This is a genomic window from Aeromonas piscicola (assembly GCF_000820005.1).
GTDB lineage: Bacteria > Pseudomonadota > Gammaproteobacteria > Enterobacterales > Aeromonadaceae > Aeromonas > Aeromonas piscicola.
Map to the genome: position 1 here is coordinate 169,942 of NZ_CDBL01000052.1, position 12,248 is coordinate 182,189.

Consider the following 12,248-nt stretch of genomic DNA (forward strand, 5'->3'; position numbering starts at 1 on the left):
TGTCGATGCTTGTTATCCTGCCGCGCTCTGCCCCCGGTTTTCCAGCCGTTGCCGGAAGGCCTTGGCCAGGCGCTCGTAGAGGTCCTTTGCCTCCCTGTCTTCAATATCGCCACGTATCCAGGGATTGTCGATGATTTCCAGCAGCACGCAGTCGCGATCCTGCTGGCGCAGATCCACCCCGAACAGGCCATTGCCGAGCTGGTGTACGGCGCGCCTGGCGGTCTGCAGCACCCGCTCCGGCACCTCGGTGAGTGGCAGCGCCTCGATCCGACTCATGTCGAGGGGATGCTTGCGGCGGCGGATGCGATTGCCTGGCTCGGGCCGGTATCGGCGACAGGCGAACAGCGGCGAGCCGTCGAGAAAGCCGATGCGCCAGTCGAATTCGGCGGGGATCCGGCTCTGTACCAGCAGCAGGGCGGAGCGGCCCAGCCCCTCGTCCAGCAGGCGGGCCAGCTGCTGGGCATCGCTGGCCATGGCGAGATCTCGCCCCTGGGCGCCGTCGGGTATCTTCACCATCAGCGGCAGGCCGAGCCGCTGCACCAGCTCGTCCACCTGATGACGGCCACGACGGGTCACTACCATGGTGGGCGGCATGGGCACGCCGCTGCGCACCATCAGCTCGTAGAGGTAGAGCTTGTTGCTGCAGGCGAGGATGGCGCGGGAGCTGTCGATCACCGGCATCTTGAGCTGCTCGGCGCGGCGGGCAAATTCGAAGGTGTAGTGGCCGACCGCCGTTTCGGAACGCAGCCAGAGAGTATCGAACTCCGGCAACCGCTCGATGGCGGACGGCGCCAGCCTCTCGGCCTGGATCCCCTGGGCGGCGGCGGCCCGGATGAAGCGATCCAGCGCCAGGGCATCGCTGCTGGCGCGGCCGTCATCGGGATCCACCAGGATGGCGAGCTGGTAGAGCGGGGCTGCGTGCTCCTCGTCGCCGGCACCGACCAGCGCCTGGGCGTGGTGCAGCATCAGCGCCTTCTCGCTTTGGCTCAACTCCAGCGGCGACAGGCTCTGTTGCTGGCGCACCGACCAGCCGTGGCGGCCGCGTTTCAAGGTCAGCTCCTGCAGCGGCAGCTGGCTCAGGCCGTAGTAGTAGCGGGCCAGCCCCGCCAGCTCGCTCTGTTCGCTCTGGCCGAAGATGGCGCGTACCCGAATGCGATCCTCGCTCTGCTGGGCCAGCCAGCCCTGTACCTTGCGCCACAGCTTGGCCGGCGGCTGCTGGGGTTGCAGCACGCTGATGGCCTGCAATCCCGGCAGGCAGTGGTGGCCACGGGCCTGGGCCAGCAGAGAGCAATAGTAGCCCGCGCTCAAGTGCTCCAGATTGCGGCAGAGGTTGATGATGCGGGGTCGGCCGCCAGTGGTCGGCACGCCGTGTTGCAGATAGGTGCGGGCAGTCAGCAGATAATCGGCATGGCAGGGCCAGTCGCCCAGCTCTTCGACGATAACGTAGGTACTCATATTTTCGGCTCCACAGATCAGACTGCCTTGAATGGCAGGATCCCCAGTGGGCTTCGATGCACCGACAAGCACGACAATGGCGCGAGGGGAAACAAGAGGTTACAGTGCCTAATATTCTGCTTTGGTAACTTGTGATACAAGTCGCATTTCTGGTGCTGAAGATAAATAACCGAACAAGGACTCTCCGTGTTGACCGTACGAGCGGCCCAAACCGATGATTTGGGCGCCATCGTTAAGCTGGAACGCTACTGTTTTCCCCCCGAAGTCGCCTTTGGCCGCAGCCGCTGGCACTATCTGCTTACCCATGCCAAGGGACGCACCCTGCTGGTGCTGGATGAGAAGGATCAGCTGATGGGTTATCTCAGTCTGCTGGAGCACAGGGGCTGGGATCGACTGGTGATCCAGACCCTCGCCATCCGCTGGACCATCCGTCGCCAGGGCTGGGCCCGTCGCCTGCTGGAGCAGGTGATCCGGGAGGGGCTCGAGGCTGGCTGGGGGGCGATCCGCCTCGAGGTGGGCGATGCCAATGAAGAGGCGCTGGCCCTCTATCAGGCGCTGGGATTCAAGGCTCAGCAAAGGTTGCCGGACTATTATGGCCGCGACCAGCATGCCCACCGGCTGGTGCTGCCGCTGGTGAGCGACGAAGTTCGCACCCTCAGGCGCCAGCGGCGCAGTGCCGTGCACAAACAGCATGGCGCCGCCAAGCCCGCACCTTGAGCAGCCATGAATCTGGAGGATCGGCATGAGCTGTGATGACTGTCTGGCCACCGCCATCAAGGTCAAACTGGGGCGCTGCCCGGTCTGCGCCGGCCAGACTCTCGTCATCGGCATGGTCGGTTGGCTGGCGTGGTGGTGGTTTGGCGCCGATACCTCGGTCAATGCCCTCACCGGCCTGCTGTTCGCGCTGGGGGGCTCGGGCCTGTTGCTGCTCCATCTGGTGGTATTTGTCTGGCGCAAGGCGACCGGACGTGAATTGAGCGATGAATGAATCTGAGTGGATTCAAATACATAAATAACAATATCGGTGTAGATATGGAGGTTCAGATGATTGCAATGGTAACGGGCGCCTCGTCCGGTTTTGGTGAAGCCATCAGCCGCCAGCTGGTGCAGGCGGGCTACAAGGTGATAGGTACGGGTCGCCGCGCCGAGCGGCTGGCCGCACTGGCTGACGAGTTGGGCGAGCAGTTCCTGCCGCTGGTGTTCGACGTGCAGGACAAGGGCGCTACCCAGGCCGCCATCGCTGGTCTGCCTGCCGCCTGGAGCGAGGTGGATCTGCTGGTCAACAACGCCGGTCTGGCGCTGGGGCTGGAGCCCGCCCACAAGGCGGATCTCGAAGACTGGGAGCAGATGATAGCCACCAACATCAGCGGTCTGACCCTGCTCACCCGACTGCTGCTGCCGGGCATGGTGGCGCGCAATCGCGGCCACGTGGTCAACATCGGTTCCATCGCCGGCACCTACCCCTATCCGGGCGGCAACGTCTACGGCGCCACCAAGGCATTCGTGAAGCAGTTCAGCCTCAACCTGCGCGCCGATCTGGCGGGTACCGCCATCCGCGTCACTAACGTGGAGCCGGGTCTGTGTGGCGGTACCGAGTTCTCCAACGTGCGCTTCCACGGTGACGACGCCAAGGCCGCTACCGTCTATCAGGGGGTGCAGGCCATTCAGCCGGAAGACATCGCCAATACAGTGCTCTGGGTCAGCCAGCAGCCCGCCCACGTCAACATCAACAGCATAGAAATAATGCCGGTGGCCCAGACCTTCGGTCCGCTCCATATCAGCCGTGGCTGAGTTCCCTGCTTGATGAAATGAAAGAGGAACCCCGGGGTGCCTCTTCTGTTTGCTGAGCCGGTCAGAGGCTCATGATCTTCTTGAACTCCTCCTCTGAATATTTCTTCTCCGTGCTCTTGGTGAGATCCGTCATCAGCTTGTAGCGCAACTCTTTGGCCATCTGGTAGGTCTGCTCCAGCTGGCCGTAGGAGTAGTCGGCGGCCAGCCCGAGCGCGGTGGGCTTGTCGCTGGCATAGGTCTGCTTGAGGGTCTTGTCGAGGACGGCGACCTCCTTGTAGAGCTTGGCGCTCTCCTTGCTCCAGACGCCCCGCAGCAGCGGCAGGTATTTGTCCGGGTTGGTGTTGGCCAGCGCGGTCAGGCTGCGGAACTGCCAGTAGGCGGAATCATCGGAGTAGCTGTCGCTGCCGGTGCGATAGGGCAGGGGGTAGGATTCCAGGGTGTTGTAGAGTGGCACCATCACGGATTCGGCCAGCACGCCGTAGCTCTGCCAGATCAATCCCTGCAGCTCCTTGGGCATCTCCTTGCGCAGCTGGATGACGTGGGATTCCAGCTGGCGATCGATGCGGATCGGCCGCTCCGCCTTGCCAGCGAGCGGCGTGCCGTCATAGGTGGCGCTTAGCACTTTGGCCACGTCCGGTACGGCTATGGGGGTATCCGGCTTCATGAACAGCGGGTATTGCGCCTGCCGGGTCGCCTGCTGGTGGGAGGCTGTCAGCATTTGTTGGCCGAGCCACTCCCGATCCACGTTATAGGGGTCGGCAATGACCCCGAACGCCTTGGCGAAATTGAAGTCCTTGGGGTCGGCGTTATCCAGCAGCTTGTGCTCGCGCACGAACTCCAGCAGCTTGGGCGAATGGAGTACATCGGCGCTGTCGAGATTGATGCCGTGGATGCGCAGGCCGTTGGCCACCATGGCGTAGCTGTCGTCCGGCACCCGCACCGCGATCCAGTGGTGGCCGGAGCCGATCTCCATCAGCCAGGCCTCGTTCACATCCGCCAGATAGAGGCTGTTGCCCTCACCGGCACCATATTGTTCCACATAGCGGCCAAGCAGCTCGACCCCCTCCTTGGCCGTTTTGGCCTGCGGCAGGATCAGGGTTGGGATGATGGCCTCGATGACCCCCTTCTCGATCAGCGGATCCGCCTTCTGGGCCTTGTCGTTGACCTCGGCACTGGTGGTGGCCGAGAGGGCGACGTTGAACTCGTTGATGCCGCGCTCCTCATAATATTTGCCCGCCGGGTCGCTGGTGGCTGCGTCCCAGTCGCGAATGGCGGAGTAGGCGAGGAAGGCCTTGGGCATGGGCACTTCCAGCCCGTTGCCGAGCTTCCAGATCTTGCCCTCGTTCTGCTGGGCGGGTCGGAAGGCCAAATACTTGTTCCAGTTGTTGACGCCAAAATCCTCGTTTCTGGCGATCATCACGCTGCCGTCGGCACTGGCGCCCTTGCCGACGATGAGGCCGGTACAGGCGTCGGCACTGGTGCCAAGCAGGGTGAGCAGGGTGGCGGAGAGGAGACTCAAGGTGTGTTTTTTCATGGCATTGCCCGAAGCGTAACTGTGAGTGAAAGTCAGGCGGTGGGATGGGATGCGCGCTGCCGCAGGCCGACGGCGGCATGTGAAGTATGCCGGTGGATTGGTCTGCCGATCATTGATGTCGCAAACATTTCATCCATAACACTGCTTGCTGGTTCTATCGTGCGCCAAAATTGTATGCTTCTGTAGTTGTTTGTTTTGTGATCTACGCGCTAATCCTTGGCTTTCTCTGGCAGAGGCATTCGAGTGTAGAGAGATGTGCCGCAATATCATGACAGGGCGGCGCAGGAGTCATGATTCTGACGCTCGGCTGCGGCGCGGTATGGGCGTGGAGCCAGCCTGGATGCGGGATCCCGGCTCATCTGGCAAGTTGGCCTGTAACTTGCTGGTTTAATTGACAATGGTGGGGCCTGCCGCCCCATGTGACCGGATCGGCCAACGCGCCATGCCGGATATGCGTACCGAATTGGAGCCCCCATGGATATCAAACCCTACAGCCAGCAGCTTGCCCAGAGTGCGTCCAATTCCCGCGCCCTCGCCACCCTCAGCGGTGCCGACGGTGGTCAGGGTGGCGGCTGGGAGGAGCTGGTCAACCTCTCCTCCCAGCGGCTGACCAGCAAGGCCCAGCAGACGCTCACCTATGAGCACCTGGCCAAGAACAGCAAGCTGCCGCCGGCGCTGGACATAGGTTCAGACAAGGGCGGCATGATGCAGCAACTGGTAGACAAGGCGCTGGGGTTTGATCGCAAAAAATTCAATGAGATAGAAGGTAAGCTCAAGGAGATCGCCGACAACAGGCAGCTCTCTGCCGAAGAGCGCGAGCAGCAGAGCAAGGCCTTGAACGAGCAGCGGGACGCCATGCTGCAGGATGCCATGGATCGCCTCACCGGCAAGAAGAGCGAGCCAAAGGAAGAGACCAAGAGCGCCTGAGTGCTGGCCGGCGTGACTCGAACGGCAATCCGTGGTCGCCGGGGCAAGCAGTTGCCCCTGTCGGGTGTCATGGCCGGGTTGATGACCTGGCAACGTATGGGCCAGCCGGCGCCGCAAAAGAGGCAGCAAAAAAGGGAGGGGGGATGCCGCTCCCTTTTTTGATCGGGCTGAGCCGGCTAGCGCGGCCCAGGCGCGCCAGCAGAGGGATTTGCTACTTCTTCTCCGTCACTATTTTTTCTCGGGTACTATGCCGATGCCCACCGCCTGGGTCTGGACAGCCTTGATCTGATCCCCCTTGGCGATCAGGGCAAACTGCGCCGGGTTGTGTACCTTGAGCACCAGGGTGTGATCCACCCCTTTGACCGTGACCGTCTGCTGCGCCTTGTCGACGGCGATGACGTCCCCGTACAGGGTTACCTTGACGCCAACCCCGGCCCCCGGCTTCTGGCCAGCGGCGGCCTTGTCCGCATCCACCTCGACGACGCGCTGTCTGACGCCTGCCGTGCCCTTGAGCAGTTCCAGATCCAGCATCTGCAGGTATCTCAGCGCCACCACGTCGCCAACCTTGAGGTTTTGCAGGTTGGTGACCTGCTCACCGGCGACTATGTCGAACGCCTCACCGGCGGCATTCTTCAGGCTGACCTTGCGGCTCGCCATGTCGATGGCGGTCACCGTTGCCTGGGCGGTCACGGCTTCCAGCAGATTGGCCTTGCCTGGGGCGGTCGCGACTTCGGTGACCACCTCGGCGGCTTGCACCAGACAGGTCGAGAGGGAGAGCAGACCGGCAATCCATGCATGCTTCAATTTCATGTTTCAGACCTTATGACGGGAAAGGAGGATATGAGATGGGAGGGGTGAGCATGTGGGCCCGGATGGGGCATGGCACCGCCTTCCTGACAGACCATAGCAGAGTCGCATCTGGCCACCCTGCCGGACTCGAACGCAATGCGTGTTTTGATAGCCAGCTCCCGTTTTTTGACCTCATGGAGCCACAGGCGCACAATTCCCTGCATGCATTCAAGCGAGGGCTCTGCCGTGTACAACTTCCAATATGCCAATCCTACCCGCGTCTGTTTCGGTGAAGGCCAGATCGCCAGCCTGCCCGATCTAATCCCGGCGGGCAGTCGCCTGCTGGTGCTCTACGGCGGTGGCAGCATCAAGCAGAATGGCGTCTATGAGCAACTGACCCAGGCATTGGCGGGGAGGGATTGGCAGGAGTTCCCCGGTATAAGTGCCAATCCCCAGTACGATCAGCTGATGGAGGCGGTGGCACTGGTGAAGCGCGAGCGCATCGACTTCCTGCTGGCGGTCGGCGGCGGATCCGTGGTGGATGGCACCAAGTTCGTGGCCGCCGCGGCCTGCTTCGAGGGGGCGGATCCCTGGGAGATACTCCTGCACAAGGCGCCCATCAAAGCAGCATTACCCCTGGGTTGCGTGCTGACCCTGCCCGCCACCGGCTCGGAGAGCAATCCCGCTGCCGTGGTGAGCCGGGGAGAGGCCAAGCTCTCCTTCATGAATCCGCTGGTGCAACCTGTGTTTGCCGTGCTCGATCCCACCACCACCTACAGCCTGCCCGCCCGCCAGATCGGCAATGGGGTGGTGGATGCCTTTGTCCACATCATAGAGCAGTACCTCACCTTCCCGGTGGGGGGCGAGGTGCAGGACAGGCTGGCGGAAGGCTTGCTGCAGGTGCTGGTGGACAACGGTCCGCGGGCACTGCGCGATCCCACCAACTACCAGGTGCGCGCCAACCTGATGTGGGCGGCGAGCCTTGCCCTCAATGGCCTCATCGGCCGTGGCGTGCCGCAGGACTGGTCCACCCATGCCATCGGCCACCAGCTCACCGCGCTGCACGGGTTGGATCATGCCCAGAGCCTGGCTGTGGTGCTGCCCTCCCTGCTGCGTGAGCAGGCGGCCCAGAAGCAGGAGAAGCTGGCCCAGTTCGCCGAGCGGGTCTGGCATTCGAGCCGGGAGGACAAGGCGCTGCGCATCGAGGAGGCTATTATCCGCACCGAGCAGTTCTTCCAGCAGATGGGGGTGGGCACCCGTCTTGTCGACTACGGCCTGAGCGAGAGCTGCATCCACGGCATCTGTTCCAACCTCAAGCGCTTCGGCCTGACCGCGCTCGGGGAGCAGCAGGATATAGATCCGGACAAGGTAGCCAGGATCCTTTCCCACGCTCTTTAAGTCTGAGGTGCCAGTGCCGGGCAATAAATAATAGTGGAGCGGATATTCTCCCACGCACTCTGATCATTTGGCTGACGAGCTGCAAAGAAAACGCCCCGATTGTCGGGGCGTTTTGCATTCCGGGGTGAGGCGCCGGGGGGATAGGATCAGGCGCCCAGATCCAGCTCGCGCTCCAGTGTCACCGCCTTCTGGCGGGCCGGATGGGTATTGAGGCGCTGCCAGTAGGCTTGCAGGTGCGGGAAGTGGGCCAGCTGGCCGCTTTGCGCCAGCAGATCCACCAGGAAGGAGTTCATGATGTCGGCGCCGGAGAGGCGATCCCCCACCAGATAGTGGCGGCTTGCCAGTACATCGTTGAGGTAGCCCAGCACCTTGGCACACTCCGCCTTGGCGTAGTCCGGCAGGAAGCGCATCGGGCTGCCATCTTTTCTCACGAACATGTCGAGCAGCAGCGGCAATATGCCTGAGCTCTCGGCAAAGTGGAGCCACTGCAGGTATTCGGGGTAATCGGGACTATCCTGGGCCGGCGCCAGCCGTTCGGCCGCGTATCGAGCAATCAGGTACTCGGTGATGGCGCCGGACTCTGCCAGTACGCGGCCTTCCAACTCGATGACCGGCGACTTGCCGAGGGGGTGGATGGCCTTGAGTTCGGGCGGCGCCAGAAAGGTGGTGGCGTCGCGCTGGTAAGCCTTGATCTGGTAGGGCAAGCCCAGCTCTTCGAGCAGCCAGATGATGCGCTGGGAGCGGGACTTGTTCAGGTGGTGCAGGATTATCATTGAAACCTCGATTCGGTGGCAGGAGTCCGTATACGCGTCGGCGGGGTGGCTGGTTCACCGGCATGGAGAAATCAAGAGAGCGGGCAGTGCCCGCTCTCTTGTTGGCTGACTCAGGCCTCCAGCGCCTGATCCAGATCCGCCAATATGTCCTCGATCGCTTCTATCCCCACCGACAAGCGGATCATCTCCGGCTTGACCCCGGCCCTGACCTGTTCCTCCTCGCTCAACTGGCGATGGGTGGTAGAGGCGGGGTGGCAGGCCAGCGACTTGGCGTCGCCGATATTGACCAGCCGCTTGAAGATCTTGAGCGCATCGTAGAAGCGCACTCCGGCCTCATAGCCCTCCTTCAAGCCGAACGAGAGGATGGCCGACGGCCGACCGCCCATGTACTTCTCCGCCAGCAGATAGTGGGGATGTCCCGGCAGACCGGCGTAGCTGACCCAGGCTACTTTCGGGTGATGCTTGAGGTGGTGGGCGACCTGAAGGGCGTTGTCCACGTGGCGCTCCATGCGCAGGCTCAGGGTTTCAAGCCCCTGCAGCAGCAGGAAGGCGTTCATGGGGGCCAGCGCCGCGCCGGTATTGCGCAGCGGCACTGTGCGCACCCGGCCGATAAAGGCGGCGGGGCCGAAGGCCTCGGTATAGACCACACCGTGGTAGGAGGGCTCGGGCTGGGTGAGCTGGGGGAAGCGTTCGGCGTTATCCGCCCAGGGGAACTTGCCCGAGTCGACGATGACGCCGCCCAGCGAGTTGCCGTGACCGCCGACATATTTGGTCAGGCTGTGCACCACTATGTCGGCGCCGTGTTCGATGGGTTTGCACAGCACAGGGGTGGCGACCGTGTTGTCGACGATGAGCGGCACGCCACGGGCGTGGGCCACCTTGGCGAAGGCGGCCAGATCGACGATGTTGCCCGCCGGGTTGCCTATGCTCTCGCAGTAGACCGCCTTGGTCTTGTCGTCGATGAGGGCGGCGATGGCCTCGGCGCTGTCATCTTTGGCGAAGCGCACCTCGACCCCGAAGCTCGGCAGCATGTGGGCGAACAAGGTGTAGGTGCCGCCATAGAGCTGGGGGGTGGAGACGATGTTGTCGCCGGCGGCGGTCAGCGCCTGAATGGCGTAGGTGATTGCGGCAGAACCCGCCGAGACCACCAGACCGGCAATGCCCCCCTCCAGCGCGGCCATCCGCTGTTCCAGCACATCGTTGGTGGGGTTCATGATGCGGGTGTAGATGTTGCCCGGCACCGCCAGATTGAACAGATCCGCCCCGTGCTGGGCGCTGTCGAACTCGTAGGCCACCGTCTGGTAGATGGGCACGGCGACCGCCTTGGTGGTGGGGTCGTGGGAAAAGCCGTGGTGCAGGGCCAGGGTCGCATCTTTCATCACACACTCCTTGTTGGATGTTGCTGGGTAGCAGTTATAGATGGATAGACGTCCAATCTATCAGGCCCAGCGCCGATGTAAACCACCCAATCCGGCAAAGTAATTGCGCCCGCTGACGATGTGCGTCTTCCTTGAGCGCCCCGTGTGAGGGATGGCACTCAGAGACGGCGACGATACTCCCGATCGTCTATCTGGTGCATGTCCCACTGCATCAGGCGGTTGAGCTGGCTCATGGGATCCTCGATCAGGGTTAGCGGCTTGGGCAGTATCCGCTTGAAGTAACGACACAGGGTCTGCTGGATCCGGTTCGGTTTGAGGGGGCTGGCGTGGCTCATCATGGTGTTCCTCTGCTGTGGTTCTCACGTTCGCCAGCAGTATTGAGCTAAAATACGGAAGTAAAAACTGATGACTTACAGCAACAGGATTTCCTCTTTTATGCCGACCGGTCGCCTTTACCAGCAGTTTCAACGACTCTCCCAGCAGCTTGGCTGCGATGAGCGGGAGGCAAGCCTCGCCGAGGTGGCGGATCTGCTCTGTTGCACCCCGCGCAACGCGCGCCTGCTGCTGCGCCGCATGCAGGATCAGGGCTGGCTCAGCTGGTCGGCCGAAGCCGGACGGGGGCGGCGCTCCCGGCTGGTGCTGCTTGACAGCCAGGAGAGCCTGACCCGGCGCCGGCTGCGGGATCTGCTCAGTCAGGGCCAACTGGCGCAGGCGGTGCGGCTGGCGGAGGATCGCCTCGATCTGCTCACCCCGCTGCTGATCGAGCAGCTCGGTCAGGCCACCCGCGAGGGGCGCCAGATCCTGCGGGTGCCCTACTACCGGCCGCTGCCGCAGTTGCTGCCTACCGGCCCGATGCGCCGCTCCGAAATCCACCTGAGCCGGCAGATCTTCAACGGCCTCACCCGGCGAAATGAGGAAAATGGGGAAATCGAAGGGGATCTTGCCCACCACTGGGAGTGTCTGGGCCCCTGTCACTGGCGCTTCTACCTGCGTCCGGCGGTGCGTTTTCACCACGGTCGCGAGCTGGTGGTGGAGGATGTGATAGAGAGCCTGCTTGCCCTGCGGGATCGCCCGCTGTTCGCCCATCTGGATCGGTTGGATAGCCCCTGGCCACGCACTCTGGATCTCTTTCTCGACAGTCCGGATCCCTGGCTGCCCCACCTGCTGGCAGAGCCGGTGGCGACCATATTGCCGCGGGAGCTCAAGGGGGAGGCGGGCTTTGCTCTGCAACCGGTGGGCACCGGCCCCTACCGGGTGGCTGCCAACGATCCGCTGCATCTTTGCCTTACGGCATTCGACGACTACTTCGGCCTGCGAGCCCTGCTCGACGAGATCGATATCTGGATGCTGCCGGAGCTGGCGGATCGACTGGAGACCCACCTGCAGCTGGGGCGCGACAGCCCGGAGCTGGGCACCATGCGCGGCGAGTCGGAGCTGGAGTCCGGCTGCTACTTCCTGCTGCAGGATGATCGTTCCGGATCCTTGCAGGATCCCGCCCTGCGTCAGTGGCTCGGTCAACTGCTCAATCCGGTGGCCCTGATGGGGCGGGTCGCCCCCGAGTTGCAGCGGGGCTGGACCAGCGCACTCGGCCTGCTCCCTCACTGGCGCGAGGCCCAGCCTGCGTCATTGCCAACGCCGGAGCAACTGCCGACTCGACTGGTGCTGGCCTGTTTCAATCAGCACCTGGAGTTCAACGAGTGCGCCAACGCCATGAGCAGCCTGCTAGGGTCGCAGGGAATTGAGCTGGAGGTGCGCACCCTGGATTACGGTCGCTGGGTGAGCGGGGTGGATGAAGACGTGGATCTCTGGCTCGGCACCCTCAACCTCGAGCACGCCGGTTCCTTTGCCCCCTATGCCTGGTTGCAGGGCACCCCGCTGCTGCGCAAGGTGTGGGCCAGTCAGTACGAGCTGTGGCAGGGGTTGATGCAGTGGCGGGCCAGCGGTGCTGAGCCGGGCCCGCGCGCCCTGCTGGCCCGGGGGCAGCAACAGGGCTGGTTCGTGCCCCTGTTCCACCACTGGCTGGAGCTGGAGAGCCGGGTCGGTGTGCACGGGGTGCGCATGACGGCGCTCGGCTGGTTCGATTTTCGCAGTGCCTGGCTTCGCCCCGAGTAAGGACGAGCTTGTGTTGCGGGTTGAACCTGTCTCGCCTCACCTTGTACCTTTCAAGGTGCTCTTCCGGCAGATCGTCATCCTGTTTTGATT

Annotated in this window: 12 protein-coding genes; 6 read left to right on the top strand and 6 right to left on the bottom strand. The window is 63.0% G+C overall.

The window, feature by feature from the left end; genetic code table 11:
• Positions 1-12: 12 nt before the first annotated feature.
• Complete coding sequence (locus BN1128_RS11430) at positions 13-1,455, bottom strand: RimK family protein (RefSeq protein WP_042868792.1); 1,443 nt, start codon at positions 1,453-1,455, stop codon at positions 13-15.
• 186 nt (positions 1,456-1,641) lie between these two features.
• On the opposite strand from BN1128_RS11430, the gene BN1128_RS11435 reads away from it, so the two are divergent.
• The 3 genes from BN1128_RS11435 to BN1128_RS11445 are packed head-to-tail and all read left to right on the top strand — an operon-like array spanning position 1,642 to position 3,246.
• Complete coding sequence (locus BN1128_RS11435) at positions 1,642-2,172, top strand: GNAT family N-acetyltransferase (RefSeq protein ID WP_042868794.1); 531 nt, start codon at positions 1,642-1,644, stop codon at positions 2,170-2,172.
• Between the two features lie 25 nt (positions 2,173-2,197).
• Positions 2,198-2,443, top strand: coding sequence for a DUF3624 domain-containing protein (locus tag BN1128_RS11440; protein WP_042868795.1), 246 nt, complete (start codon positions 2,198-2,200; stop codon positions 2,441-2,443).
• A gap of 56 nt (positions 2,444-2,499) precedes the next feature.
• The gene (locus BN1128_RS11445; RefSeq protein WP_042869346.1) at positions 2,500-3,246 is read left to right on the top strand and encodes an SDR family oxidoreductase; all 747 of its coding nucleotides are present in this window, start codon (positions 2,500-2,502) and stop codon (positions 3,244-3,246) included.
• Positions 3,247-3,307: 61 nt separating this feature from the next.
• Here the strand turns inward: BN1128_RS11445 and BN1128_RS11450 are convergent, their stop codons facing one another.
• Positions 3,308-4,780: a C69 family dipeptidase gene (locus BN1128_RS11450; RefSeq protein ID WP_042868797.1), complete on the bottom strand. Its 1,473-nt coding sequence runs from the start codon at positions 4,778-4,780 to the stop codon at positions 3,308-3,310.
• Positions 4,781-5,254: 474 nt separating this feature from the next.
• Here BN1128_RS11450 and BN1128_RS11455 point away from each other — a divergent pair, with 474 nt between their 5' ends.
• Positions 5,255-5,707 carry a hypothetical protein gene (locus tag BN1128_RS11455; protein ID WP_042868799.1) on the top strand — a complete coding sequence of 151 codons (453 nt, stop codon included), beginning with the start codon at positions 5,255-5,257 and terminating at the stop codon, positions 5,705-5,707.
• A 228-nt stretch (positions 5,708-5,935) separates the two neighbouring features.
• Here the strand turns inward: BN1128_RS11455 and BN1128_RS11460 are convergent, their stop codons facing one another.
• Positions 5,936-6,517: a hypothetical protein gene (locus BN1128_RS11460; RefSeq protein ID WP_042868801.1), complete on the bottom strand. Its 582-nt coding sequence runs from the start codon at positions 6,515-6,517 to the stop codon at positions 5,936-5,938.
• A 201-nt stretch (positions 6,518-6,718) separates the two neighbouring features.
• On the opposite strand from BN1128_RS11460, the gene BN1128_RS11465 reads away from it, so the two are divergent.
• Complete coding sequence (locus tag BN1128_RS11465) at positions 6,719-7,894, top strand: iron-containing alcohol dehydrogenase (protein WP_082030403.1); 1,176 nt, start codon at positions 6,719-6,721, stop codon at positions 7,892-7,894.
• A 146-nt stretch (positions 7,895-8,040) separates the two neighbouring features.
• Here the strand turns inward: BN1128_RS11465 and BN1128_RS11470 are convergent, their stop codons facing one another.
• The 3 genes from BN1128_RS11470 to BN1128_RS25385 form a co-directional block, all read right to left on the bottom strand.
• Entirely contained in the window at positions 8,041-8,667 is a 627-nt protein-coding gene (locus BN1128_RS11470) for a glutathione S-transferase family protein (RefSeq protein ID WP_042868803.1), read from the bottom strand.
• 110 nt (positions 8,668-8,777) lie between these two features.
• Positions 8,778-10,046: an O-acetylhomoserine aminocarboxypropyltransferase/cysteine synthase family protein gene (locus BN1128_RS11475; RefSeq protein ID WP_042868805.1), complete on the bottom strand. Its 1,269-nt coding sequence runs from the start codon at positions 10,044-10,046 to the stop codon at positions 8,778-8,780.
• Between the two features lie 158 nt (positions 10,047-10,204).
• Entirely contained in the window at positions 10,205-10,384 is a 180-nt protein-coding gene (locus BN1128_RS25385) for a hypothetical protein (RefSeq protein WP_209428568.1), read from the bottom strand.
• A gap of 97 nt (positions 10,385-10,481) precedes the next feature.
• Here BN1128_RS25385 and sgrR point away from each other — a divergent pair, with 97 nt between their 5' ends.
• The gene (sgrR, locus tag BN1128_RS11480) at positions 10,482-12,158 is read left to right on the top strand and encodes an HTH-type transcriptional regulator SgrR (RefSeq protein WP_042868807.1); all 1,677 of its coding nucleotides are present in this window, start codon (positions 10,482-10,484) and stop codon (positions 12,156-12,158) included.
• Positions 12,159-12,248 lie beyond the last annotated feature (90 nt).

Bases quoted from the DNA above. Each gene is read 5' to 3' on its own strand.
- BN1128_RS11440 (WP_042868795.1), top strand. From the start codon at position 2,198: ATGAGCTGTGATGACTGTCTGGCCACCGCCATCAAGGTCAAACTGGGG.
- BN1128_RS11455 (WP_042868799.1), top strand. From the start codon at position 5,255: ATGGATATCAAACCCTACAGCCAGCAGCTTGCCCAGAGTGCGTCCAAT.
- BN1128_RS11475 (WP_042868805.1), bottom strand. From the start codon at position 10,046: ATGAAAGATGCGACCCTGGCCCTGCACCACGGCTTTTCCCACGACCCC.
- BN1128_RS11470 (WP_042868803.1), bottom strand. From the start codon at position 8,667: ATGATAATCCTGCACCACCTGAACAAGTCCCGCTCCCAGCGCATCATC.
- BN1128_RS11450 (WP_042868797.1), bottom strand. From the start codon at position 4,780: ATGAAAAAACACACCTTGAGTCTCCTCTCCGCCACCCTGCTCACCCTG.
- BN1128_RS11460 (WP_042868801.1), bottom strand. From the start codon at position 6,517: ATGAAATTGAAGCATGCATGGATTGCCGGTCTGCTCTCCCTCTCGACC.
- BN1128_RS11465 (WP_082030403.1), top strand. From the start codon at position 6,719: ATGCATTCAAGCGAGGGCTCTGCCGTGTACAACTTCCAATATGCCAAT.
- sgrR (WP_042868807.1), top strand. From the start codon at position 10,482: ATGCCGACCGGTCGCCTTTACCAGCAGTTTCAACGACTCTCCCAGCAG.
- BN1128_RS25385 (WP_209428568.1), bottom strand. From the start codon at position 10,384: ATGATGAGCCACGCCAGCCCCCTCAAACCGAACCGGATCCAGCAGACC.
- BN1128_RS11430 (WP_042868792.1), bottom strand. From the start codon at position 1,455: ATGAGTACCTACGTTATCGTCGAAGAGCTGGGCGACTGGCCCTGCCAT.
- BN1128_RS11445 (WP_042869346.1), top strand. From the start codon at position 2,500: ATGATTGCAATGGTAACGGGCGCCTCGTCCGGTTTTGGTGAAGCCATC.